Below are 23,303 nucleotides of genomic sequence, written 5' to 3' on the forward strand. Positions count from 1 at the left end.
TGGTTTGTATGCCCGATCCTGACATGATGAAACAACCAGAACACGCAAATACCTGCACACAATATCCCGCTGCGCCGACGCGGGACGCCGCGTTTCGTCCCTCCTCGCTCGTCGACAGCAAAACCACGCGCGCCTGGTGTTACCAGATCCTGCTGGCCGTACTGCTGGTGTGGTTTTGCGGATGGCTTTACAACAACGTGGTGGAAAACCTGCAAACGCAGCGCATCACCACCGGCTTCGGCTTTCTGAAGCAAAGCGCCCAGTTCGCCATCGGCGAAACGCTAATCGACTATACCCCGCGTGACACCTATGTGCGCGCGGTGCTGGTCGGTTTACTCAACACCCTGTATGTCACCGTCTGCGGCATCGTGCTGGCAACCCTGTTGGGCTTCATCGTCGGTCTTGGCCGCGTCTCGAAAAACTGGCTGCTGGTGAAGCTGGCGGAAGGCTATGTCGAGCTGCTGCGCAACGTGCCGGTTATTTTACAGGTGATTTTCTGGTCGGTGGTGATCCGCAACCTGCCGTCGCCGCGCGCGGCGCTCGAACTGGGCGGTTTGGGCTATCTGACCAACCGCGGTCTGACCTTTACCGTTTTGCAGGCGCACCCCGGCTGGCTGTGGACGTTTTGGGCGCTGCTGGCGGCGCTGGCGTTAAATATCGTCCTGTCGACGCTGATGCGACGGCTACGCGAGCGGCAAGGACGCCTGCTACCTGTCGCCCGCCTGCGCGTGGTGCTTATTATCGCTTTGCCGCTTTTGGCCTGGTGGTTAGGCGGCGCCCCTCATGCGATTGACCGCCCGGAACTGCGGGGCTTTAACTTTCGCGGCGGCTTTACCATCAGTCCGGAATTCACCGCCTTGCTGCTGGGTATTGCGCTTTATTCCTCCGCTTTTATTGCGGAAATCGTCCGCGCCGGGATCCAGTCGGTGCCGAAAGGGCAGTTTGAGGCGGCGCGTTCGCTGTCGCTATCGCCCTGGCATGTGATTCGGCACGTCATTATTCCGCAGGCGATGCGGGTGATGGTGCCGCCGCTGGCCAGCCAGTATGTCAGCCTGGCGAAAAACAGCTCCATTGCCGTGGTGGTGGGCTATCCGGAACTGGCGAATATCAGTAATACCTTAATGAATCAGACCGGCCAGGCGCTGGAAGCGATCGCCATTATGATGGTGGTGTATTTGATTATCAGCAGCACAACCTCGCTGCTGATGAATATCTTTAACCGCTACGTCGCCATTAAAGAGCGCTAAGGGGGGGAAATGCAACATTCGGCTATTTACTGGCTACGGCGTAATCTGTTCAGCAACGTTGCTCAGACTGCGCTCACCCTGGCGCTTCTGGCCCTGATTTTCATGGTTGGCGGCAAGCTGCTGCGCTGGGGCGTGACGGATGCGGTATTTACCGGCGGCGTGGAGCAGTGCCGCGCGGCGGCAGGCGCGTGTTGGGCGGTGATCGGCGAAAAATACCGGCCGATTCTGTTCGGGCTGTATCCTTATGAACAGCAGTGGCGTCCGGCGCTGGGCATGCTCATTTGGTTCGTCAGCGTGGGATTGTCGCTGTCGCCCGCGTGCTGGCACTCGCGGTTTTTGTGCCCGCTGTGGGCCGTTGCGCTGGCGGCAATGTCCTGCCTGATGAGCGGCGGCGTATTTGGCCTGCCGCCCGTTCAGTCTGCCGACTGGGGAGGGCTACCGCTAACGCTGCTGCTGTTTTCCGGCACGGTGGTTATCGGCATGCCCGTCTCGTTAGCACTGGCTCTGGGACGACGTTCGCCGCTGCCGTTTTTGCGCGGGCTGTCGGTGATCTTTATTGAAGGATTGCGTGGCGTGCCGCTGATCACCATTCTGTTTGTCGCGGTGAACGTGTTTCCGCTGTTTTTGCCTACCAATATGGAGATCAACAAACTGCTGCGGATCATCGTCGGCATCGCGCTGTTTTTCGCCTGCTATCAGGCGGAAGTCATCCGCGGCGGCCTGCAATCCGTACCGCGTGGGCAGTATGAAGCGGCGACCGTGCTGAACCTCGGCTACTGGCACACGACGACGAAAATTATTCTGCCGCAGGCGCTGCGCATCTGTCTGCCGGCGGTAACCAACCATATTATCGCCGCGATGAAAAATACTTCATTCGTGATTATTATCGGCCTGTTTGACGTCCTTACCGCCACCAGTGCGGTGATGCAGGACCCGTTGTGGCGGCGCTACTACATCGAAACCTACGTCTTTATCTCGGCCATTTATATTTTGTTCGGCTTTATGCTTTCCCGCTACGCCATCTGGGTAGAAAAACGCATTGATGCCAGCCACCACTCTGAAGGAGTCGCCTGATGTCCGTCGCATTACCAAACCCGATTATCGAAATGAACGCCGTCAGCAAATGGTACGGAAAATTTCAGGTGCTGAACAACGTATCCTTTAACGTGGCGAAAGGGGAGCGGGTGGTGATCTGCGGCCCGTCGGGTTCGGGAAAATCCACGTTAATCCGTTGCATTAATCGCCTGGAAGAGCATCAACAGGGGCAGATCCTGGTGAACGGCATCGAAATGAATGACAACGTGCGCAATATCAACCGCATTCGTTTGAGCATAGGCATGCTGTTTCAGCAGTTCAATTTGTTCCCGCATCTCAGCGTGCTGGACAACCTCACCATCGGCCCGCGGCTGGTGCGCAAGATGAACCACAGGCAGGCCACGGAGCTGGCGATGCACTACCTGGAGAAAGTGCATATTGGCAATCAGGCGCATAAATTCCCGCTTCAGCTGTCGGGCGGCCAGCAGCAGCGGGTGGCAATTGCCCGTGTGCTGTGCATGCAGCCGGAAATTATGCTGTTTGATGAGCCCACCTCGGCGCTCGATCCTGAGATGATTAAAGAGGTTCTGGACGTGATGCTGGATTTGGCGGAGGGCGGAATGACCATGATCGTCGTTACCCATGAGATGGGATTTGCGCGCACGGTGGCGGACAACGTGATCCTGATGGCTGACGGGCAGATTGTTGAGTCCGCGCCGCCGGGACGCTTCTTCAGCCATCCGGAACATCCGCGCACCCGACAATTTTTGGAGCAAATATTGAGTCACTAACCTAACCGCGCGCGTTGCTTTTGATTATTCCACAATAGCGCCTAAGGCTTTGCTACGGATTGTTCAACGCGCTGCGGCCTCTTTACTTATAGGGCCGCAAAGGCCACGGTTTGACGATAATATAGGCCATAAGCGAGCTGATGACGACACTAACATACCGCAGGAGGCCTGCAACAATGCTCTGCTCAGGCTCCGAGCCTGGGTAAGAAATACCATGACGTCCTTTTTCAATTTGCCCACCGATGGCGATACCCACAGCAAGCGTCAGTCATGTCGCGGTAAAATCATTTCCTGACAGATGCCCGATGACCGGCAAAATATGCCTGTTCATGTCGGCAAGCAGACGGTCGGCGGTGTTCTGCGTGCTCTTATGCCATGCCAGCTTATTGCATCTGAACCGGATAAATATTCAAAAAAGAGGCATTAAAAAAAACGCTTAAGTCTCCTTAAGTGGGCTTCTCAAATATGAGCAAACACCTTGGGATCCACTTCGGAGTTAATGAAACTGCCGTTCGTAGTTGCTTATTCCATGTCTGTCAGAAACGACAGCATCCGTAATCAGACTCGCTTTTGCCCACATTAACGTCAGGATGAAATTTATCTTCCGGTAAGTTGTATATTCGGTGCATCAACCCTGAAGCATCTGTCCAGATTATTACCTGCCAGAGAGGATGCATGCTCCCGTACGCGGTAGCTCTGTTTACCGGGTTGTTTACTCACCAGACCCGCTTCTTTCATCAGCCGGCTGGTTTTATAACGGCCAACATCTTTACCTTCATTTCTCAGTAATCTGGAGGGCGTTCTGGCTCCTGCTGAAGATCGGCTTATCTGATGCAACTCTGCCCCCCTGCATCGAAGAGCTTCACGCGTAATATGCGATTTTTTACTTTGCTCCCGGTGATAATAAAAAAGACTCTGGTGCACTCCCGGTACCTGGCAGAGCTCTTTTACGCTATATGGCCCGCTTAATGCGGTGATAATTATCAGGGCCTTATGGAGTCCGACATTAGCAAAGCCGTAGCTTTTTTCAGGATATCTTTATCTCTTTCAAGGCATTTTACCCGCTCTTCCAGCTCCCGAATATACTTCTGTTCAGGCGTGAGAGGCGTTACGCGGGTATTGCCCGAAATGGCTGGAGCCAGCTCCCCACGTTCCATTTGTAACTGCCTGACCCAGCGACGCATTGCCGTAATACCCACGGCAGAAGCTTCGCTGGCGTCCCTGAATGAACAGCCATGGTCTACAACGAGTTCTGCGCATTCGCGCTTAAATTCAGGAGTAAATATTCGTGCGCTCATATGATCACCTCATCAGTGATGTCAGTTATAACCTCTGAGCGTGTCTAAAACCATTGAACCACTACACCTACAAAATCACGCTGCCAAAGTTCAGCGGGTTGCGCATCACGTGGGCCAAGGTATGTAAATTTTCAGTACAGACTTCCCGCGACCAGGCGCCGCCGAGGCAAATCCGAATGGCGTCCGGCGGGTTGTTATCGGTACAGAAGGCGGCGCTGGAGACGGCGCTGACCCCGAGATCGCGCAGCTGCACCGCCATTTCCGCAGGGTTCCAGTTAAAATGCCGCGGGAGCAGCAGCCACAGGTGGAAGCCCTCCGGGGTTGCCCGATAGGTGAACTCCTTGAGAATGTCGGCGGCTATTTTCTGGCGGATCGCCGATTCGGCGCGTACCGACTGCAATACCCGGTCCGCCGTCCCCTCCTGAATCCACTGCGCGGCCAGGGCATTTGTCAGCGGACTGGCCATGACGTTCAGCGCCCGCAGTGCTCCCGCCAGCAGCTGCGTATTGCGTTTCCCCGGTCCTTTGACAAACGCCGTGCGCAGCCCGGGGCCGAAGCATTTCGACATTCCGGTAAGATACCAGGTCAGTTCGGGAATCAGCTCGCTGAAAGAGGCGATATGCTGAGTCGCCAGCGCGGCGTACGCCTCATCCTCGATCACCGGGATACTGTAGCGCAGCGCGACGTCCGCCAGCGCCTCGCGCCGGCGTAACGGCAGGGTCAGGGTGGTCGGGTTCTGGATCGTCGGGTTGACGTAGAGCGCGCAAATATTGCCGGTCTGGCACTGATGTTCAAACGCGCGCGGCAGCGGGCCGTCCTCATCGCAGGGGAGGGATTGCAGCGTAATATTTAGCTGGCTGGCGATGGCTTTCAGTCCGGGATAGATCAAATCGCTGACGCACACGCTGCCGCCGTGGCGACACAGCAGCGTCAGCAGCCCCACCAGCGCGCTGTGGATCCCCGGCGCGACCAGAATCTCGTCGATGCTGACCGGCGGCAGTTGCTTCTCCAGCCACACTTTCGCCATCGCTTTATCATCCGCGAGGCCGCCAAAATCCTGGTAGCGCAGCAGGCCCAGAATATTTTTCTGGGTAAACAGGTTAATGGCCCCTGCGGCGATCGCCTGCGCCAGCTCCTCTCCCGGCTCAATCGGCGAGTTCATGGTCATCTCATAGCTGCTGCCGCCGTTGAGCGGTACCGAGGGCACTTTGCCGCGGATAAAGCTCCCCAGCCCCGGGCGAGAGTCGATTAGCCCGCGCCGCTTGGCTTCGGCGTAACCGCGGGTCGCCGTGGTGTAGTTAATCGCCAGGAGAGCCGCCAGATCGCGCAGCGGCGGCAGGCGGTCGCGGGGCTGAAACTCTCCGCTGTTGATGCCATCGGCAATGATATCGGCAATCAGCAGGTAGGCCGGGCGCGCCGTATGCTGCTGTTGATGGATTTTCCAGCGGTTGGCGATTTTGTTCAGCATAGGGCTCCCCCTGAAAAGAGCGGCAAAGAGAGACACTATTCCCTGTTGTTCGGTGCCATGCAATCATATTTAATATTGATTGCATCATTGATTGCATAATGATTTTAATTGTGTGCATTTGTGGTGCAAAAAGGCATCAAATCGGTGCATTCCCGCGGAATAGTGTGGGTTCTGTACAGAGCTGAAGGCGGGGCGACTGCCGGGATAAAAATTTTTTAGCGCACAATTTGAGCAATTGATAGGTCATTGATTGCATCACCGCGAGCGTCCTCTGGCACGGCGCTTGCTCTACTCCCATGGCATCACCTGCGGATGTGCCATAACGGGGAGAGACACTCCCCCTATAACTATCGGGAGAAGAGCGCTATGCCAAAAGTCACATTACCAGCCCACCAGACCGGTGATTTCCTGGTCGATTATGAAGAGAAAGTCTTTGAGGACGTAAAAGCCGAGCCGGGGCAGAAAGCGCTGGTAACATTCCATACCGTCGCTTTCGAAGGTTCGATCGGCTTCGTCAATATGCTGCAGGCGACTCGTCTGCAGCGCAAAGGTTTCGCCACCTCCATCCTGCTGTACGGCCCGGGGGTGATGCTCGGTGTGCAGCGCGGGTTCCCCACCCTCGGCGCCGAAGCTTTCCCGGGCCATCAGAACTACGCCAATCAACTGAAGAAGTTTATGTCCGAAGGCGGGAAAGTCTACGCCTGCCGCTTTGCCCTGCAGGCGCTGTACGGCCACGGCGAACCCTCCCTGCTGGAAGGCATTCGCCCCATCAACCCGCTGGATGTACTCGATCTCAAACTGCTCCACGTGCGGGATAACGCAGTCATCATCGACACCTGGACGATGTAAACGGAGGCGCATGATGGCTGAATCACGCATTATCCGCGCGGCAGCAGCCCAGATTGCACCGGACCTTCATGAGGCCAGCAGGACGCTGGCCCGGGTTCTGGAGGCAATCGACGAGGCTGCAGAGCAGGGAGCGGAGATCATCGTTTTTCCGGAGACGTTTGTCCCCTACTACCCCTACTTCTCGTTTATTACCCCGGCGATCAGCGCGGGAGCCGCCCATCTCAAGCTGTATGAACAGGCCGTCGTGGTGCCGGGGCCGATCACCTGCGCCGTCGGTGAGCGCGCGCGTCTGCGCGGCATCGTGGTCGTCCTGGGGGTAAACGAACGCGATCGCGGTACGCTCTACAATACCCAGCTGGTTTTCGATGCCAGCGGCGAACTGGTGCTCAAGCGGCGCAAAATCACGCCGACCTACCATGAACGTATGATCTGGGGGCAGGGAGACGGCGCCGGGCTGAGGGTGGTGGATACCGCCGTCGGGCGGGTGGGCGCCCTGGCGTGCTGGGAACACTACAACCCGCTGGCGCGCTATAGCCTGATGACGCAACACGAAGAGATCCACTGCAGCCAGTTTCCCGGCTCGCTGGTCGGCCCCATTTTCGCCGAGCAGATGGAGGTCACAATTCGCCACCATGCGCTGGAGTCCGGCTGCTTTGTCATCAATGCCACCGGCTGGCTGAGCGAAGAGCAGATTGCTGAACTGACCCAGGATCCCCACCTGCAGAAGGGGCTGCGGGGCGGTTGCCACACCGCTATCATCTCGCCGGAGGGCCGTCATCTGGCGCCGCCGCTGACCCAGGGCGAAGGAATACTGGTTGCCGATTTGGATATGGCGCTGATTACCAAACGCAAACGGATGATGGATTCGGTCGGCCACTACGCCCGCCCGGAATTGCTTAGCCTGCGGCTGGATAACACGCCGGCCCGCTATGTCGTGACGCGTGAAACAGAACCCGAAACCGGAGGAGGTCGCGATGCAGAACATACCGTCCACGCGCCAGCAGCTGATTACTGAGCTGCTGACTCAGGGGGTTAACGTGATTAACCCGCAGCAGGAGCACGTCAGCCGCCACGGCGGCGCCGGGCCATCGGATCATCAGGCGATGAACATTGACGGCGTGACGGTGATGGTGCCGATATACACCCACGCCGCCCATCGCTCGCCGTGGCAGGTGAAGCACGAGGCGTCCGGCGCCGCCCGGCTGTTTAACAACGCCATCCCGGTGCGGGAGATTAGCTTCGCCAGCAAACCCAGGTTTTATGATCGGCAAACGGCGGACGGGATCCCCTATTCACACATTGCCACCCTGCACGGCACGGACGTCCTGGCGACCACCATCCTACAGACCTGTATTCGCTATGAGAACCGGGCGAAGGCGTGCCAGTTCTGCGGCATCGGCCAGTCGCTGGCCGCCGGGCGCACCATTGCCCGTAAAACGCCGGAGCAGCTGGCCGAAGTCGCGAGGGCGGCGGTGGAGCTGGACGGGGTAAAACACATGGTGATGACCACCGGTACGCCGTCGGGCAGTGACCGCGGCGCGCGCATTCTGGTGGAAAGCGCCCTCGCCATCAAAGCCGCGGTGGACCTGCCGTTGCAGGGGCAATGCGAACCGCCGGGGGACGCCAAATGGTTTACGCGGATGAAAGAGGCCGGTATCGATGCGTTGGGGATGCACCTGGAGGCGGTAACGCCGGAGGTACGTGCGCGCATTATGCCGGGCAAGGCGCAGGTCAGCGTCGAGCAGTACCTTGAGGCCTTCGCCGACGCGGTGGCGGTCTTCGGGCGCGGGCAGGTCAGCACCTATATTCTTGCCGGCCTGGGGGACACGCCGGAGGCCATTCTGTCGCTATCGCAAACGCTGATTGATCTGGGCGTCTATCCGTTCGTCGTGCCCTTTGTGCCGATCAGCGGTACGCCGCTGGAGCACCATCCGGCACCGGACAGCCGGTTTATGTCCTCGATTTTGCAACCTCTGGGCCAGATGCTGAACCAGGCGCATTTGCGCTCCAGCGATATCAAAGCTGGCTGCGGCCGCTGCGGCGCCTGTTCGTCGCTCTCCAGCTTTGAACAGGCCACGGCCTAAGGAGCGAGCGATGAATGAATATGCCGGATATACCATTAAATGGGTCACGCTGCCGTGGGAGCGCGAACAAGCCTATGCGCTGCGGCGGCAGGTTTTTTGCCGCGAGCAGGGGCTGTTCGCCGATGACGATCGCGATGAGATCGATAATCACGCCCACCTGCTGGTGGCGCTGGGCTGCTTGGCCGGCTGGCACGACCGGGTGGTAGGCACGGTGCGCATCCATCAGCAGTCGCCGGGAGTCTGGCTGGGGTCGCGGCTGGCGGTGGACGCTGCATATCGCCGCCAGGGGCAGTTGGGGCCGATGCTGATCCGCCTCGCGGTATGCAGTGCGCATGCCCTGGGCTGCGAGGCGTTTTATGCCCAGGTTCAGCATCAGAACGAACCGCTATTTCGCCGCATGCGCTGGCAAACCCTGGAGTGGCTTGAGCTGCGCGGCGTCAGGCATGCCCGGATGCAGGCCGATTTAGCGTTTTACCCGCCCTGCGACGATCCCCGGAGCGGGATGGTGATCCCGACCTCGCGCCCTCCGCGAACCGCTGACGCCGCGGCTTTTCTGACGGGGGGGCGCGTATGAATCCGAGCCTGCCGGCGCTGATCGCGCGGTTACACGCCTTTAGCGGCATCGCGCACAAGCGCGACATCCAGCAGGTGGCGCGCGTGCTGCGCGACGCCTGGCCCAATCCGTGTCCCAACGGCGATGACTGCGCGCTGATCCCGGACGGCAGCGGCTACAAGCTGCTGGCGATAGAGGGATTTATCAACCGCTTTGTGGAAGAAGACCCGTGGTTTGCGGGCTGGTGCGGGGTGATGGTCAACCTGAGCGATATCGCCGCGATGGGCGGGCGCCCGCTGGCGGTGGTCAACGCGCTGTGGGACGAGGCGCAGCCGCACGCGGCGCAGATCTTACAGGGGATGGCCGCGGCCTCGCGCGCCTATCAGGTGCCAATCGTCGGCGGACATACCAACCTGCGCAGCGAGTGGTCGCAGCTGGCCGTAGCGGTGCTCGGCGAAACGGCCAGTCCGCTCAGCAGCAGCGCAGCGCAGGCCGGGCAGACGCTGATGGTCGCCATCAACCTGCAGGGGAGGTGGCACCCGCCGGGAAATAACTGGGACGCGGCGACCCGTGCGGATCCCGCCGAACTGCGCCGGGCTCTCGCGCTGCTGCCGGAGCTGGCCGCCGAGGGGAGCCTCTGCGCCGCGAAGGATATCAGCCAGGCGGGGCTTGCCGGGACGCTGACGATGATGCTGGAGAGCTGCGGCCTCGGCGCTGAGGTAACGCTTGAGCAGATCCCGATCCCGCCGGATATCGACCTGGAGCAGTGGCTGTGCGCCTTTCCCAGCTTCGGCTTTCTGCTGGCGGTGGACGAGGCGCGCTGCCACGAGGTGGCGCAGCGCTTTGCCGCCTGCGGTATCGCCTGCGCCGCGGCGGGGCATTTTACCCGCGAGCAAAAGCTGCTCCTGCGCTACCGGGAGCAGCGCGCGTGTTACTGGGATCTGACGCAACAGGCGTTTACCGGCATAACTCACCAATAGAGGAACAGATAATGCCTGCAATGCATTTTGTGGTGTGCTGGCCTGACGGCAGCAAAGAAACCTGTTATTCGCCATCGACGGCGATTGAGAAATACCTGTTGGTTAACCATCCCTACGCGCTGAACGAGTTTGTGCAGGTGACCACGCGCGCGCTGGATGAGGCGAGCGAAAGGGTCAAAGCGAAGTTTGGCTATTACTGCTCCAGTGCGCAGGATCAATCGGCGGCGATTGTGCAAAAGGCGGCGCAGTTCAGCCCGGAGCAGAGAGTTACGGTAGAAAAAATCACCCCCATTACAGCCTGACCTTAACCGAGAAAACGATGAATACGAACTCCTATCCTGTCGTCATTATTGGCGGCGGTCAGGCCGGTCTTGCCATGAGCTGGAGCCTGACGCAAAAAAACATCCGTCATATTGTGCTGGAACGCCATCGTCTGGCCTGGGCCTGGCGGGAGCAGCGCTGGGATAACTTCTGCCTGGTGACGCCAAACTGGCAATGCAAACTTCCCGGCTTTCCTTATGACGGCGACGATCCCCACGGCTTTATGCTGCGGGACGACATTGTGGCCTATATCGAACGCTACGCCCGGAGCTTCAACGCCCCACTGCGCGAAGGGGTCAACGTCCAGCGGGTAGTGAAGCGCGACAGCGGGTTTACGCTGTTTACTTCCCTCGGCGAGCTGCAGGCCGACCAGGTGGTGGTCGCCGTGGGGAACTACCATCACCCGCGCTTTCCGGAGCTTGCCGCCCGGCTTCCCGAGCGCATCGTGCAGATCCATTCCGCCCACTACAAATCCGCGCAGCAGCTGCCGGAAGGGGAGGTGCTGGTGGTGGGCTCGGCGCAGTCCGGCGCGCAAATCGCCGAAGATTTACACCTCGCGGGACGCCAGGTGCATTTATGCGTCGGCAGCGCGCCGCGGGTGGCGCGTTTTTATCGTGGCCGCGACGTGGTGGACTGGCTTGAAGATATGGGCCACTACCGCCTGACGGTGGAGGATCATCCGCAGGGCGAGGAGGCCCGGCGCAAAACCAATCACTATGTGACCGGGCGCGACGGCGGGCGCGATATTGATTTACGCGCGTTTGCGCTCCAGGGAATGCGTCTGCACGGGCGTTTGCTGGCGTATGCCGATGGCAAACTGCACACCGCTGACGACCTGCGGGCCAACCTTGATGGCGCTGATGCCACCGCGCAAAAAATTAAAGACAGCATCGATGCGTGGATTGCCCGGCAGGGCATTGATGCCCCGGTCGAAGCCCGCTACCAGGCGCCGTGGCAACCCGATGGGCCTGCTGAGCCGATCGATCTGGCGGCGATCTCGGCCATTATCTGGGCGGTCGGCTTCCATACCGACTTCAGCTGGATCGAGGTCCCGGCGTTCGATGAGAAAGGCTATCCGCGCCATCAGCGCGGTGTCTCGGTTGAGGCGGGCCTCTATTTCCTTGGGTTGCCCTGGCTCTGGACCTGGGGGTCGGGGCGTTTCGAAGGCGTAGGCGATGACGCTCTGTGGCAGGCGGAGATCATCGCGCGCAGCGCCGGGCATATCGCCGCGCAGGAGGCCGTCGATGCGAACAGTGCAGAGTGAGCACGATCCCTTTCTGCGCGACTTCTGGCGGGAAGAGTCCGCGCGGCTTTACTGGGAAACGGATTTTACCGAGGTGGTGGAAAGCCTTGACGGCAGCCCGCGCTGCCGCTGGTTTACGGGCGGGCGCACCAGTCTCTGCTTCAACGCCCTGGACCGCCATTTAGCAGAGAAGGGGGAGAAGTGCGCAATTATTCATCGCGACTATCTCGGGCAAACGCACCGGCTTAGCTATCGCGAGCTTTGGCAGCAGGTGAATACCCTCAGCAGCATGATGCAAAGCTGGGGCGTGAAGCCGGGGGACCGGGTACTCATCGCCCTGCCGATGACGCCGCTGGTGGCCGTCGCTATGCTGGCGTGCGCGCGTATTGGCGCGGTGCATGTCGTGCTCTATTCCGCTGTCACCGATGAGGCTCTGATGCAGCGCATCGCCGTCAGCCAGCCGGTGCTGCTGTTGCATAGCCGCGAGCAGCGAGGCCGTAAGGAACTGCCCGTTATCGCCGGGCGGATGGCCGGACTGCGGGTGGTAGATACGCACAGCCGGGCGTTTGGCGAGCTGTTGGCACGACATCGTGGCAGCGTCGTGCCCTGTACCTGGCTTGCGGCCTCCGCGCCTTCGCATCTGCTGTTTACGTCGGGGACTACAGGAACGCCGAAAGGGATCGTCCGCGACACGGGCGGTTACGCCGTGGCGCTGCTGGCCAGCCTTGCACATCTCTTTCGGCTGCGGGACGACGAGATTTTCTTTACTACCGCCGACGCCGGCTGGGTGACCGGGCACAGCTACGGGATCTATGGGCCGCTGCTGGCGGGGCTGACGACGGTGCTCTGCGAGGTTAACTCGCCGGGAGAATACTGGTGGCAGATGGTGGAAACCCTCGGCATCACCCGGATGCTGACCATTGCCGGGGCGATCCGCATGGCCCGGCGGCAGGGTAAGCCGCGCGCCGATCTGACCTCGCTGCGCACGCTCTATCTCGCCGGCGAGCCGCTGGATAACGCCACCGATGAGTGGGTGGCCGCACAGCTGAGGGTGCCCTGCGAGAACCATTACTGGCAGACCGAATCCGGCTGGCCGCTGCTGGCCGGCTCCGGTAGAGCGCTCTCGCCGGTGTTCACGCGCGCGGCTGAGGTGGTTCATCCCGCCAGCGGGAAAACCTGCGCGCCGGGAGAGACGGGCATGCTGGTGATTAACAGTACGCTTGGCCCGGGCGGGATGTCGACGTTGTGGCAGAATGATATCCAGCACGACCAGTACTACTGGTCGTATCGGCAGCGACAGTGGCGCTATGCTACCCACGATTGCGCGATAAGGGTTGGTGAGCGGATTATTATCCAGGGGCGGATGGATGACGTGATGAATATCGGCGGCAAGCGCATCGCCACCGCAGAGATAGAAAATGCCCTGATGGGGCTTGAGGGGGTTGTCGAGGTGGTTGCCGCCGGGACGGCGCACTACCTGCTGGGGGAAATGGTGGCGCTGTTTGTGGTCACCGATATCGCCGATCCTGCGCAGCAGGCCGCGCTCAAAAAAAACATTTGCGCCCGGCTGGTGGCGAGATGCGGTCGCTTCGCCGTGCCGCGGCGCATCCACATCACCTCGGCACTGCCTAAAACCTTCTCCGGGAAGGTGATGCGCCGCATACTGGCTTAGGAGCGGCAGGCGCCTTGAGCCTCACCTGCGCACCTCTCGGAGATCGAAACGGATCGGGAGCGTCACGCTGAACGACGGCTGCCCAGCCCCAGCTGATGGCGGATGTTTTCGACCACTTCCGGCGTGGCGCTGCGCCAGGCGATCTGGCGTGCCAGGTCGGCGGGTAGCATAAAAAGCAGCAGATAGCAGATCAGCGTGACTCCGAGCAGGATCAGCAGCGCATGTAACAGAGATTGCCCCAGAAACGGCATCAGCTTCTCCGTTTTAAACCGGGATCGAGGACGTCGCCTGCGATATTGAAAGAAAGCTGTGATCGCTGAGGTGAGACTGTAGCGCGGACATGTCATTTGTGGTCAGAGAGACGGACATCTCAATTTATTTACTACATTGTATATCAAAGCTAAGTTCAGATGTCCGGGCCAGGGAAAAGTTCGAATGTCCGCTTAGTGCTGTGAGTTCAACAGGTCGATGCAACGCTATCCTTAATCGAAGGGTGCGTAGCCCGGAAAGTAACGGCATCGCGGAAAGCTTCGTGAAGACGATAAAGCGGGACTACACAGCATCATGCCAAAAGCGGACAGCCAGATGGCGTTGATAAATCTGGCAGTGGCGTTCAGCCATTACAATGAACATCATCCGCACAGTGCCCTGGGATACCGCTCACCACGGGAATATATACGCAGAAAGTTATCGTAACCATAAGATAGAAAAAGCGTCTGGATATAAAGAGTCAAATCCAATTATGAAAGTAAGGACAACAGATGCAAGAGCATTAGAAGGGCTCATCGCCAAATTATATAAATTGCAAGGGGTGACATCGGCTAAAACGTTTATATTATTATCAACCTATTTGGAAAGAACTATTCAACCTGAACATAGTCCTGAAATCGGTTTGTCGCAAAATGTCGATAAGTGAATAAGATTGTTTTTAATTAAAAATAGATAGCATGCAAGTTATGAGGTGGACAGTATCGCGAAGGAAACATCAGGATATGTCACCTGAGTGTCGCGATAGATGCCCTTACCGGGAGGATGACATGGACAGTTGAACAAGCGTGTATGAGGCGAAAGTTTCGTTAGTTACCTGATTTATCGAGTAATCTTGATTAACTGTATCTGTTTTAATCGCGACAACTTTCAGGATATATTTTATTTTTATTGCAACGTTCCATAGCCTCGCACGAATGAGATTTGTGCCCGGCCATTGACAATTTTCCAGGCATCGGAAGGCGGAGCAATAAAGCCTTGTAGCGCCAGTACCTGTAAAAATACGGCATCCTGCCGCATATTCAAAGACAGAAACGCATTGCGTAAAGCGTTAATGGCTTCCACTTCCACGCTCTCACTTGCCACCAGCAGAGGCATCGGGGCAGGATCGCTGTAAGTCAGTATGCGAACATGGCGTGTTATGACCGCTGAAACGGCGCTGGATGCATTCGCGGATGCCTGGGACGATAAATACCCACAATCAGTAAAAGCTGGCGTGCGTACTGGGAAAACCTCAATACGTTCTTCGGCTATCCGCCTGACATCCGAAAATCTATCTACACCACGAATGCCTGAACAGCGTGATCCGCGTAGCTATCAAGAAGCGCAAGGTGTTCCCGACGGATGACTCGGTACGAAAAGTTATTTACCTGGCAATCAAGGTTGCATCGAAAAAATGGAGTATGCCGCTCCCGAACTGGCGATGAGCCGCTTTATTATCGAGTTCGGTGACCGCCTGAGCGATCACCTTTGACGTGGTGGCAGTTACACAGAATTATTTAAAGGGTTACTTTTTTTTGAGTTTAATAACAAACCGGCCTTTTTTTTGGTTTTTTCGCCTCTGTCGCCATAGGTGATTGCGATATTTAAAAAGTCATCAGTATCTGTATCAAAATCAAGCTCTATTTCTTCGTGCTGATTAGAGTTGAGTAGTTCATACGTTTGTTCAATATTCACAGCTTTTATCACTGTCATAATCTAACCCTTGTCATTGCAATGTCTCTTACAACACATTATTAAATGTCATTTTCATGACATACAAATGACAACAATCTATCCTAGTATGTTCCTGTCTCTCTGCAAGAGGGCTATGGGGTTGCCATCTAAGGGGAGCGATGCTCCCTGTCCGCGACATGAGGAAAGCATTGATGATGATCCCACCTGTACTTTTTGCTGGCGCCGCCTGATGGGGCAGGCACCTTTCCCTGCCTTCGATGTACCGCGGCTTTTCATCGGTAGCCAAACCAACCATGATTATCGTCACACTTTCCACTACAAGCACTTGAGCTGTATGCAGTGATTCGTTATAAGGATGCTCAGGACGTAATCAGAATGACCTGAGCGAAACCTGGTTCCATTGTTGCATTATCCGGCAACAATGGAATCAGGTTTTTTTTTGCTTTTTTTGGTATGCCTTCGTCAGAAAGGGTCCCAGAATTAAACAGTGAGATGGCTGAAATGAAAGTAGAAAAAATACTCAGCAACAACGCTGTCCTGCTCTCCAACTCTAAGCAAGAAGAGATTGTGGCAATTGGGCGGGGTATTGGTTTTGGCAAAAAAGCGGGAGATGTGATCGACAATAGCCAGATTGAGAGTCAGTTTATCAAAAAATCAGAAGGTCTGGCTGATGTTCTTTCGCAATTATTGTCGGAAATTCCGCCGGCGTATCTGGCCGTCACGCAGCAGATCATTAACTTGGCGCAACAGCGACTGGTTATTACTGTGCAGGATACTTTGTTTCTCTCATTAAGCGATCACATCAATTTTTCCATTCAGCGGCAAAATAGTGGGCTGGCGATAAAGAATTTTCTCCTGTGGGATATTAAACGTTTTTATGCCCAGGAGTATTCTGTTGGACTTGAGGCATTACAACTTATTGAGAGCAGACTAAATATCAGACTTCCGGAAGATGAAGCTGGATTTATTGCCCTGCATCTGGCGAATGCCAGAAATAGCAGTGATATGCAAAGCACGATGCAAAGTGCCACCATCATTAAGGATGTACTGACGATCCTGAAATACGATTTGAACCTGACCTATGACGAAGAATCTCTGGATTATCAGCGCTTTATTACCCATCTTAAATTCTTCGCACTGCGTCTGATGAACCGTAATACCATCGAACATGGTGATGAAAGTATTTATAAAGGGATTACCGATATGATGCCCGCTGCCTATGCTTGCGCGATGAAAATTCATGGCTATGTGGAAAGGAATTATCAATGCCAGCTCACCACCGATGAAGTAATGTTTTTGACTATCCATATTAATCGTCTGAGCGGTGGTTAACAGCAGCAATATAAGGAGAAAACAGTAATGCAAATGAGATTTCCGGAAGGTTTTCTGTGGGGTGGCGCGATGGCCGCAAACCAGATTGAAGGTGCATGGAATGAAGGCGGAAAAGGTATTTCGACTTCAGACCTGCAGCCACAGGGGATACATGGCAATGTCGTTGAACGCGATGGCACCAACGACTGTATCAAGGATGTCGCAATCGATTTTTATCACCGATATCCTGAAGATATTAAGTTGTTTGCCGAAATGGGCTTCAAAGTTTTACGCACCTCAATTGCCTGGGCGCGTATTTATCCGAATGGTGACGATGGCGAACCAAATGAAGAAGGGCTAGCCTTTTATGAACGTCTGTTTGATGAAATGGCGCATTATGGGATCCAACCGCTGATCACGCTTTCCCACTACGAAATGCCTTACGGGTTGGTCAAACACTACGATGGCTGGGGCAGTCGGGCAGTGATTGAGTTGTTCGAGCGTTATGCGCGTACAGTCTTCACCCGCTATCGGGAAAAAGTGAAATACTGGCTCACTTTTAATGAAATTAATATGGCATTGCATGCGCCATTTACTGGCGTCGGGCTGACAGGAGAACGAAGTCATCAGGAAATTTATCAGGCTATCCATCATCAACTGGTCGCCAGTGCGCGCGCAGTTAAAGCCTGCCATGAGATCATCCCGGATGCCAGAATCGGCAGTATGCTGTTGGGGGCAATACGTTATCCTGTTACCTGCAAACCGGATGATGTACTGAAGTCACAACGTGTTAATCGAGACTGGCTTTTCTTTGGTGATGTACAGGCCCGTGGCGCGTATCCAGCCTGGATTAAGCGATTTTTTCGCGATAATAATATTGAGTTGACCATGACAGCACAGGATTTGCAGGATCTTAAAGAAACGGTCGATTTTATCTCTTTCAGTTATTATATGAGTGGATGCGCTGCCGCGCAGCCGGAATTATATCAGAGCCCTCGTGCGAATATTACCCGGATGATCCCTAACCCATATCTTGAGAGTTCCGAATGGGGATGGCAAATCGATCCACAGGGGCTGCGCTTCCTGCTTAATGAATTGCACGATCGTTTTCAGAAGCCATTGTTTATCGTGGAGAATGGGCTAGGGGCAAAAGATATACCCGCTGCAGACGGCTCAATTGAGGATGATTACCGCATTAAGTATTTGAAGGCTCACCTTGTGCAGGCCAGAGAGGCGATAGAAGATGGCGTGGAGTTGCTGGGTTATACCAGTTGGGGGCCAATTGACCTAGTAAGCGCCGGGACTGCGCAGATGTCGAAACGTTATGGTTTTATCTATGTCGATCGTGACGATGACGGGAACGGAACACTGGAACGCCGACGGAAGAAGAGTTTCTTTTGGTATCGTGATGTGATCCACACTAATGGCGCAAATCTGGCTGATTAATATCCAGTCGCAGCAAGAGGAACAAACCGTTTTTTATCGCGGTATAGATTTGACAACCCCAACATCATCTATACCGTCTCCTGTGGCTTTTTTGTTCCTTTTTATGTTCTCCTTCCGTGAAGGAGGAATACCTGTGGCCTGATTAATCATGTCGGAAGTTTTAGCTATCAGTAATAAAAAGCATCTCCTGGGCTGATAAAAGACGTCAAAAACGGGGAGACAGAGCTGGGTTGGAATAATAATGTTCCGAATCGACATACCTGATATTAATCAACAGGGCCTGATTTATCTCTGTTCTGCTTTCTGATTTTCTCGGCGATAAAATTTAGTGATAAGTTTCACAAATTAGTCAGTTGCAGTGGTAATTTTCAACAGAACTTGTTAAAAGTAGTTATCAGCTAAGGACGTAACCAGATAATTTCTGGGCGAGACCTGGATAAAGCAGTGTGTTTGCACACTGCTTTATCCAGGTTTTTTTTTGCTTTTTTTCCTGCTGGCCAGCAGAGATGGGCAATACAAAGGGTGGCCTGATTATTACTGTCGTTTGTGAAACGGGATGTCTCATTATGAATAGCAAAGTACTGGCAGAGGATATTCTGCAACGGGTGGGTGGAGAGAGTAATGTTGCAACGCTCGTGCATTGCGCGACGCGCCTGCGTTTCAAAATTGTCGATAACAGTAAAGTGAATCTGGCAGAACTCGAAATGCTGGACGGCGTCATCGCTGTGGTTAATGGGTCTGGTCAGTTACAGGTGGTGATTGGCAACCGCGTTCCGGAAGTTTTTCGCGCGTTTGGCGAGATATCCAGCCTACTGGATGACGGTAAAAAACAACCGGTTCAGCATGAGGAGAAAAATAAAGCCTCATTACTGGGGCGGTTAATTGACTTAGTTGCAGGGATCTTCACGCCGCTATTAGGTGCGATGGCGGCTGCGGGGGTGCTGAAGGGGGCCCTGGCTATTGTACTTGCCGCAGGATGGCTGGGTAATAAAGAGAGTACTTATATTATTTTGCATGCAGCATCTGACAGTATGTTTTATTTCCTGCCGATGTTGCTGGCAATAACGTCGGCGCGAAAGTTTGAAACCAATATATTTGTAGCCGTTTCTATCGCAGGGGCACTCATCTACCCCAGCGTTCAGGGGTTATTCGATGCAGGTCAGCCGGTGACGTTCTTTGGCCTGCCGGTCGTCATGATGAAATATACCGGTACGGTGATCCCGGTAATCTTCAGCATCTGGCTGATGTCGATAATCGAGCGTTTTTTGAACCGGTATATTCATGAAAGTGTGCGCAATATTCTGACGCCGTTCTTCTTGCTGACGTTGATGGTCCCTCTGACACTAATGACTATCGGGCCCGTTGGCATTTCAATCAGCCAATTTGTCGCCTCTCTCTTTGTGTCGATTTATAGCTTTAACCCGATTATTGCCAGTGCGCTGATGGCCGCAGCGTGGCAGGTACTGGTGATCTTCGGTGTGCACTGGGGTTTTGTGACAGTCTTTATCAACGATATTTCCGTGATGGGACACAGCTTTCTTAAAGCCGCTTCCAGCCCGTCTGTTTTTGCGCAAGCCGGGGCATTACTTGCAGTCATGCTGCGTACCAGAGACAAAAAACTGAAAGCTCTGGCGGGGAGTACATTTATTGCTTCATTGTTCGGCATTACCGAACCGGGGGTTTACGGTGTGACGTTGAAGCTTAAAAAACCCTTTATCTGCGCGGTGATTGCTGCAGCATTGGGTGGCGCAGTGGTGGGTTATGCCAAAAGCTCGGCTATTTCACTGGGCATGCCGGGGTTGCTGACTCTGCCAATTTTCTATGGTGAAGGTTTTGTTGGCTTCATTATCGGCTGTAGCATCGCCTTTATTGGCAGTCTGGCTCTGACATTAGTGGTAGGGTTCGATGATCCCGTCGCACCGCCAGTCGTTGCAGAAAGTGTGCCTGGGGAAAATCGCGCCATGTCACGCAAAACCCCGGCTGCAAAAGCGGTTTCGGCTGTTGCCGAGCAGATTACTGCCCCGGTTGCAGGCACCCTTGTCCCGCTAGCAGAGGTCGACGATAAGGTTTTTTCAGCAGGGATTGTTGGACCCGGCCTGGCCATTCTTCCGGACGAAGGGCGAATTTATTCCCCGGTGGATGGGGTCATTGCAAGCACTTTCGCCAGCGGTCATGCCATTGGCATTCGTTCAACGGCGGGGGCGGAGATATTAATTCATGTCGGGATTAATACCGTTCAGCTTGATGGGCAATATTTCGATATGCAGGTAAAAGAGGGCGATGAAGTGATAAAGGGCCAGCTCCTGTTGATATTCGATCTAGATGAGATAAAACAGGCAGGCTATGACATCGTAACGCCGGTTATCATTACCAATAGTGAAACCTGGGATGGGTTACAAATCAGCGACAGGACTCACATACTATCTGGAGATGCAGTGATGTCGCTGTTGCGGTAAATTTGCTGATTGCGGAATAATAGAGATCGCAGGCCATGATTATTGTCATGGCCTGTTTTGACTATATTAATGCATAATTGCTCTACCCCACAGGACGTAACTGATTTAATTCAGGCGAGACCTGCAACTGACGGATTATTATCCGCCGGTTGCGGGTCTTTTTGTTTTAAGGGGATTCAATATCGAGGGGAAATAATGAAGGTTAAGAACCAGATCTATAAAAAAACCATAATTACGGTAGCATTATTGACGTGTTACGCAGCCGGTGGGCAGGCGAAGACGCAAAAATTAACTATCGAGCAGCGTATGGAGGTGATGGAAGCTCAGTTGCACGCAACACAGCAGAAACTACAAATGTACGAAGAAAGAGAGAAAGCGCAGCAGCATGCTGTTGCCGCATCCACAATATCTACTGCGCCTCGATCGGTTGCGACGACGCAGACTGCGGCTATAGTGCCAACTGCAGAACCGGAATTGTCTCCCGGGACGTTGAAAAGGATCAGCCAGTACGTACAGGATGACAGCGGCTTTAAATATTCCGGTTATTTCCGTTCCGGTTGGGCGACTACCACCAACGGCGGGCCTAAATCATGGGGAGTGGGGTCGCTGGGGCGTTTTGGTAACGAATATGATGGCTGGTATAACCTGGCGTTAAAAAAACGGGCATGGCGTGACGGGGATAAATCCGTCTGGGCAAACGTGCAATTCGAAGGTGATCTGGGGCTCACGCAGAGCAATGAGTCATTTGAGAAAGGAATGTCGGGCGGTGGAATGGGCAAACTCAGTAAGCTCTACGTGGAAGGGAATGGGCTGCTGCCGTTTGCTCCTGAAGCCTCAGTATGGGTGGGTAAACATACGCTGCCTCAGTATGAAATTCAGCTTCTGGACTGGAAAAGCAACCGGACTTCATCAGGTGCTGGCGTAGGGATAGAAAACTGGAAGCTACCGGTTGGCGCACTCAGCATGGCGCTGACGCGTAATGATGTAGATAACTACAGTACGGTTTGCGCGTCAGGCTCTTCCGCATGCAACGATACGACACAGGTGAACATTAATATTGCAGAAGTTCGTTATAAAAACCTGCCAGTAACCGAACATTCAACTCTGGAACTGGGAGCGAAATATGCCTTCGCCAACCAGACGAATGAACAGAAAAAAGCACAGGCGGATAATGACTATTATCAGGTGAAATCCTCCTGGCTCGGGCAGGCGATTTTACGTACCCCGGTACTGGAAGGGGCAAATGAGTTAACACTGCAGATAGCCAACAACTCTCTGGCTAGCCAGTTTATGAATATCTCTAGCGCCAATCCTGATTTTGATTTCAATAGTTCTTACTATGGTATTCACCGTGGTGGAATCGGGTGGCGACTGGTGGATCAAGGAGAGGTTTATTTGGGAGAGAAAATCATCATGGCACATGCATTGGTATATGGCCGTGGTTACGATCTGTATTCACCCTATACCGGCGCGCATACTGATTTTAAAACCGCACGCGCGGTAATTCGCCCGTCATGGATCTGGAACAAAAACATGCAGACCGCCCTGGAACTAGGCTGGTTTACACAGGAAAATCGTACCAATAACACCTCGTTGAATGAGTCTGGCTATAAGGTGACATTGGCGCAGGTATATAAAGTGGATACCAGTATCCTCAACTCCCGCCCCGAGTTACGTCTCTATAGTACTTATCTGAAAGCGCTGGAAAACGAGATTGATCATCAGAGATTTAATGACGATAAAAATTATCAGATAAGTTTTGGTGCGCAGGTCGAGGTGCTTTTCTGACTTGTACAGCAGAGAGTGGGAGTTATTCTACTGACACTGTCTGCCATTAATAAGCTGCGTTGATGGATAGTGACGCCATCAACGCAGAAAGATAACTATCCCCATTATACATCAGGCAGGGTGGATATTTTTAGTGTTTATAAAATATTGCACCAGAATATCGCTAAGGTAAAATTTATCACCTTTATGGTATATAGACTATTATCTCTATTTCCACTTAAGCCTCTTTTGGCAGGCCGGCGACGGCTATGCAGGATCTCGCGGGTGGGTTTTTACCATTAAAAAATTTTTTATAGACCTCATTGAACTGTGGAAAGTGGGACATATCGGTAAGAAAACAGGTGGTTTTAATTACAGTATCCAGCGATGCATGACTTTTTTTAGAATTCCCTCAATATTTTTCAGTGATTGACAGGCTTGATTTTTATACCAGACCTGGCTTTTCTCGCCATATGCGATGAGGCAACAAGACTTTTTAAAATGTGTCATGAGTTCGACCTCTTGGGTTAATAGAGCCTTCACGCCATTAATCAAAAAAAGAACAGTCCATGTTCTGAAACGCAAAAAGAAATATTGGTATTAGAAAATTACCTACGCTTTCACTCCGGTATTCCATCTCCCTTCGTAGCTTATTTAACTTCATGAAATATAATAAATTGTGCAAATTTTGTATGCTAAAAACGATGATATTACATGTAAATATATGATGGGATGAACGCTTTCCCACAATCATTCGGGTGATCTGATCGCGCAGGGATCATAACATGACGAGAATCCCAATGTTCTGCTTTGTGGATGCATGTGGCACGGGCGGCAC

Annotated in this window: 23 protein-coding genes and 3 pseudogenes; 18 read left to right on the forward strand and 8 right to left on the reverse strand. The window is 54.3% G+C overall.

The features are described from left to right. The first annotated feature begins 23 nt into the window (after positions 1-23). From GO007_RS15685 to GO007_RS15695, 3 genes are read left to right on the forward strand one after another with little or no spacing between them, the layout of a single operon-like run. The gene (locus GO007_RS15685; protein WP_095101471.1) at positions 24-1,247 is read left to right on the forward strand and encodes an amino acid ABC transporter permease; all 1,224 of its coding nucleotides are present in this window, start codon (positions 24-26) and stop codon (positions 1,245-1,247) included. Positions 1,248-1,256: 9 nt separating this feature from the next. Then, complete coding sequence (locus tag GO007_RS15690; protein ID WP_095101473.1) at positions 1,257-2,321, forward strand: amino acid ABC transporter permease; 1,065 nt, start codon at positions 1,257-1,259, stop codon at positions 2,319-2,321. Beyond that, positions 2,318-3,073, forward strand: coding sequence for an amino acid ABC transporter ATP-binding protein (locus tag GO007_RS15695; protein ID WP_223261797.1), 756 nt, complete (start codon positions 2,318-2,320; stop codon positions 3,071-3,073). Before GO007_RS15690 ends, GO007_RS15695 begins: the two co-directional genes overlap by 4 nt. 295 nt (positions 3,074-3,368) lie before the next feature. Here GO007_RS15695 and GO007_RS29155 read toward each other — a convergent pair. From GO007_RS29155 to GO007_RS15710, 4 genes and pseudogenes are all read right to left on the reverse strand, one after another. Continuing rightward, a pseudogene (locus GO007_RS29155) lies at positions 3,369-3,470 on the reverse strand (hypothetical protein); the annotation flags it as partial. A gap of 200 nt (positions 3,471-3,670) precedes the next feature. Further along, a complete protein-coding gene (locus GO007_RS29585; RefSeq protein WP_157349238.1) occupies positions 3,671-3,997 on the reverse strand; it encodes an IS3 family transposase in 327 nt (108 codons plus the stop codon). 59 nt (positions 3,998-4,056) lie between these two features. Further along, positions 4,057-4,371 (reverse strand): transposase, encoded by a 315-nt coding sequence (locus GO007_RS15705; protein WP_095101479.1) that lies wholly within the window; start codon positions 4,369-4,371, stop codon positions 4,057-4,059. A gap of 67 nt (positions 4,372-4,438) precedes the next feature. Then, entirely contained in the window at positions 4,439-5,839 is a 1,401-nt protein-coding gene (locus tag GO007_RS15710) for an aminotransferase-like domain-containing protein (protein WP_095101481.1), read from the reverse strand. A 366-nt stretch (positions 5,840-6,205) separates the two neighbouring features. On the opposite strand from GO007_RS15710, the gene GO007_RS15715 reads away from it, so the two are divergent. Genes GO007_RS15715 through GO007_RS15750 form a run of 8 tightly spaced genes read left to right on the forward strand, consistent with a single transcriptional unit; the run spans position 6,206 to position 13,541 of the window. Next, the gene (locus GO007_RS15715; protein ID WP_095101483.1) at positions 6,206-6,688 is read left to right on the forward strand and encodes an MSMEG_0572/Sll0783 family nitrogen starvation response protein; all 483 of its coding nucleotides are present in this window, start codon (positions 6,206-6,208) and stop codon (positions 6,686-6,688) included. 10 nt (positions 6,689-6,698) lie between these two features. After that, positions 6,699-7,703: a Nit6803 family nitrilase gene (locus tag GO007_RS15720; RefSeq protein WP_223261784.1), complete on the forward strand. Its 1,005-nt coding sequence runs from the start codon at positions 6,699-6,701 to the stop codon at positions 7,701-7,703. Beyond that, positions 7,663-8,772 carry an MSMEG_0568 family radical SAM protein gene (locus tag GO007_RS15725; protein WP_095101485.1) on the forward strand — a complete coding sequence of 370 codons (1,110 nt, stop codon included), beginning with the start codon at positions 7,663-7,665 and terminating at the stop codon, positions 8,770-8,772. The genes GO007_RS15720 and GO007_RS15725 overlap by 41 nt, the downstream gene beginning before the upstream one ends. A 10-nt stretch (positions 8,773-8,782) precedes the next feature. Next, complete coding sequence (locus GO007_RS15730; RefSeq protein ID WP_095101487.1) at positions 8,783-9,346, forward strand: MSMEG_0567/Sll0786 family nitrogen starvation N-acetyltransferase; 564 nt, start codon at positions 8,783-8,785, stop codon at positions 9,344-9,346. Further along, complete coding sequence (locus tag GO007_RS15735) at positions 9,343-10,305, forward strand: sll0787 family AIR synthase-like protein (protein ID WP_095101489.1); 963 nt, start codon at positions 9,343-9,345, stop codon at positions 10,303-10,305. The genes GO007_RS15730 and GO007_RS15735 overlap by 4 nt, the downstream gene beginning before the upstream one ends. Before the next feature lie 11 nt (positions 10,306-10,316). Then, a complete protein-coding gene (locus tag GO007_RS15740; protein WP_011154627.1) occupies positions 10,317-10,607 on the forward strand; it encodes an MSMEG_0570 family nitrogen starvation response protein in 291 nt (96 codons plus the stop codon). 17 nt (positions 10,608-10,624) lie between these two features. Continuing rightward, positions 10,625-11,890 (forward strand): MSMEG_0569 family flavin-dependent oxidoreductase, encoded by a 1,266-nt coding sequence (locus GO007_RS15745; protein ID WP_095101491.1) that lies wholly within the window; start codon positions 10,625-10,627, stop codon positions 11,888-11,890. Continuing rightward, positions 11,871-13,541 (forward strand): AMP-binding protein, encoded by a 1,671-nt coding sequence (locus GO007_RS15750; protein ID WP_095101493.1) that lies wholly within the window; start codon positions 11,871-11,873, stop codon positions 13,539-13,541. The genes GO007_RS15745 and GO007_RS15750 overlap by 20 nt, the downstream gene beginning before the upstream one ends. 62 nt (positions 13,542-13,603) lie before the next feature. Here the strand turns inward: GO007_RS15750 and GO007_RS15755 are convergent, their stop codons facing one another. Beyond that, on the reverse strand, positions 13,604-13,792 hold the full coding sequence (locus tag GO007_RS15755; protein WP_223261785.1) for a hypothetical protein: 189 nt from the start codon (positions 13,790-13,792) through the stop codon (positions 13,604-13,606). Positions 13,793-14,034: 242 nt separating this feature from the next. Between GO007_RS15755 and GO007_RS15760 the strand changes: the two are divergent. Both GO007_RS15760 and GO007_RS28960 read left to right on the forward strand, forming a co-directional pair. Then, positions 14,035-14,237: pseudogene (locus GO007_RS15760) on the forward strand (integrase core domain-containing protein); the annotation flags it as partial. Continuing rightward, positions 14,167-14,457, forward strand: a complete 291-nt coding sequence (locus GO007_RS28960) for a hypothetical protein (RefSeq protein WP_189339891.1) — start codon at positions 14,167-14,169, stop codon at positions 14,455-14,457. The pseudogene GO007_RS15760 and the gene GO007_RS28960, both read left to right, overlap by 71 nt. 239 nt (positions 14,458-14,696) lie before the next feature. Here the strand turns inward: GO007_RS28960 and GO007_RS15765 are convergent, their stop codons facing one another. Then, positions 14,697-14,951 (reverse strand): PhnD/SsuA/transferrin family substrate-binding protein, encoded by a 255-nt coding sequence (locus GO007_RS15765; RefSeq protein WP_463351418.1) that lies wholly within the window; start codon positions 14,949-14,951, stop codon positions 14,697-14,699. A 13-nt stretch (positions 14,952-14,964) separates the two neighbouring features. Here GO007_RS15765 and GO007_RS15770 point away from each other — a divergent pair. Continuing rightward, positions 14,965-15,282, forward strand: a pseudogene (locus tag GO007_RS15770) (transposase); the annotation flags it as partial. Between the two features lie 11 nt (positions 15,283-15,293). Here GO007_RS15770 and GO007_RS15775 read toward each other — a convergent pair. Next, positions 15,294-15,503, reverse strand: a complete 210-nt coding sequence (locus GO007_RS15775; RefSeq protein ID WP_095101497.1) for a hypothetical protein — start codon at positions 15,501-15,503, stop codon at positions 15,294-15,296. 483 nt (positions 15,504-15,986) lie between these two features. Here GO007_RS15775 and licT point away from each other — a divergent pair, with 483 nt between their 5' ends. The 4 genes from licT (at position 15,987) to GO007_RS15795 (ending at position 22,486) form a co-directional block, all read left to right on the forward strand. Continuing rightward, on the forward strand, positions 15,987-16,817 hold the full coding sequence (gene licT, locus GO007_RS15780; RefSeq protein WP_095102260.1) for a BglG family transcription antiterminator LicT: 831 nt from the start codon (positions 15,987-15,989) through the stop codon (positions 16,815-16,817). 27 nt (positions 16,818-16,844) lie between these two features. Next, positions 16,845-18,242: a glycoside hydrolase family 1 protein gene (locus GO007_RS15785; RefSeq protein ID WP_095101499.1), complete on the forward strand. Its 1,398-nt coding sequence runs from the start codon at positions 16,845-16,847 to the stop codon at positions 18,240-18,242. 566 nt (positions 18,243-18,808) lie between these two features. Then, positions 18,809-20,698, forward strand: coding sequence for a beta-glucoside-specific PTS transporter subunit IIABC (locus tag GO007_RS15790; protein ID WP_095102262.1), 1,890 nt, complete (start codon positions 18,809-18,811; stop codon positions 20,696-20,698). A 195-nt stretch (positions 20,699-20,893) separates the two neighbouring features. Beyond that, the gene (locus tag GO007_RS15795) at positions 20,894-22,486 is read left to right on the forward strand and encodes a carbohydrate porin (protein WP_095101501.1); all 1,593 of its coding nucleotides are present in this window, start codon (positions 20,894-20,896) and stop codon (positions 22,484-22,486) included. A gap of 217 nt (positions 22,487-22,703) precedes the next feature. Here the strand turns inward: GO007_RS15795 and GO007_RS29160 are convergent, their stop codons facing one another. Further along, entirely contained in the window at positions 22,704-22,811 is a 108-nt protein-coding gene (locus tag GO007_RS29160; protein ID WP_255430896.1) for a RidA family protein, read from the reverse strand. Between the last annotated feature and the right edge of the window lie 492 nt (positions 22,812-23,303).

The organism is Klebsiella sp. 10-1 (genome assembly GCF_009758445.1).
GTDB lineage: Bacteria > Pseudomonadota > Gammaproteobacteria > Enterobacterales > Enterobacteriaceae > Klebsiella > Klebsiella scottii.

Bases quoted from the DNA above. Each gene is read 5' to 3' on its own strand.
- GO007_RS15685 (WP_095101471.1), top strand. From the start codon at position 24: ATGATGAAACAACCAGAACACGCAAATACCTGCACACAATATCCCGCT.
- GO007_RS15690 (WP_095101473.1), top strand. From the start codon at position 1,257: ATGCAACATTCGGCTATTTACTGGCTACGGCGTAATCTGTTCAGCAAC.
- GO007_RS15705 (WP_095101479.1), bottom strand. From the start codon at position 4,371: ATGAGCGCACGAATATTTACTCCTGAATTTAAGCGCGAATGCGCAGAA.
- GO007_RS15710 (WP_095101481.1), bottom strand. From the start codon at position 5,839: ATGCTGAACAAAATCGCCAACCGCTGGAAAATCCATCAACAGCAGCAT.
- GO007_RS15715 (WP_095101483.1), top strand. From the start codon at position 6,206: ATGCCAAAAGTCACATTACCAGCCCACCAGACCGGTGATTTCCTGGTC.
- GO007_RS15720 (WP_223261784.1), top strand. From the start codon at position 6,699: ATGATGGCTGAATCACGCATTATCCGCGCGGCAGCAGCCCAGATTGCA.
- GO007_RS15725 (WP_095101485.1), top strand. From the start codon at position 7,663: ATGCAGAACATACCGTCCACGCGCCAGCAGCTGATTACTGAGCTGCTG.
- GO007_RS15730 (WP_095101487.1), top strand. From the start codon at position 8,783: ATGAATGAATATGCCGGATATACCATTAAATGGGTCACGCTGCCGTGG.
- GO007_RS15735 (WP_095101489.1), top strand. From the start codon at position 9,343: ATGAATCCGAGCCTGCCGGCGCTGATCGCGCGGTTACACGCCTTTAGC.
- GO007_RS15740 (WP_011154627.1), top strand. From the start codon at position 10,317: ATGCCTGCAATGCATTTTGTGGTGTGCTGGCCTGACGGCAGCAAAGAA.
- GO007_RS15745 (WP_095101491.1), top strand. From the start codon at position 10,625: ATGAATACGAACTCCTATCCTGTCGTCATTATTGGCGGCGGTCAGGCC.
- GO007_RS15750 (WP_095101493.1), top strand. From the start codon at position 11,871: ATGCGAACAGTGCAGAGTGAGCACGATCCCTTTCTGCGCGACTTCTGG.
- GO007_RS15755 (WP_223261785.1), bottom strand. From the start codon at position 13,792: ATGCCGTTTCTGGGGCAATCTCTGTTACATGCGCTGCTGATCCTGCTC.
- GO007_RS28960 (WP_189339891.1), top strand. From the start codon at position 14,167: ATGAACATCATCCGCACAGTGCCCTGGGATACCGCTCACCACGGGAAT.
- GO007_RS15775 (WP_095101497.1), bottom strand. From the start codon at position 15,503: ATGACAGTGATAAAAGCTGTGAATATTGAACAAACGTATGAACTACTC.
- licT (WP_095102260.1), top strand. From the start codon at position 15,987: ATGAAAGTAGAAAAAATACTCAGCAACAACGCTGTCCTGCTCTCCAAC.
- GO007_RS15785 (WP_095101499.1), top strand. From the start codon at position 16,845: ATGCAAATGAGATTTCCGGAAGGTTTTCTGTGGGGTGGCGCGATGGCC.
- GO007_RS15790 (WP_095102262.1), top strand. From the start codon at position 18,809: ATGAATAGCAAAGTACTGGCAGAGGATATTCTGCAACGGGTGGGTGGA.
- GO007_RS15795 (WP_095101501.1), top strand. From the start codon at position 20,894: ATGAAGGTTAAGAACCAGATCTATAAAAAAACCATAATTACGGTAGCA.
- GO007_RS29160 (WP_255430896.1), bottom strand. From the start codon at position 22,811: ATGTCCCACTTTCCACAGTTCAATGAGGTCTATAAAAAATTTTTTAAT.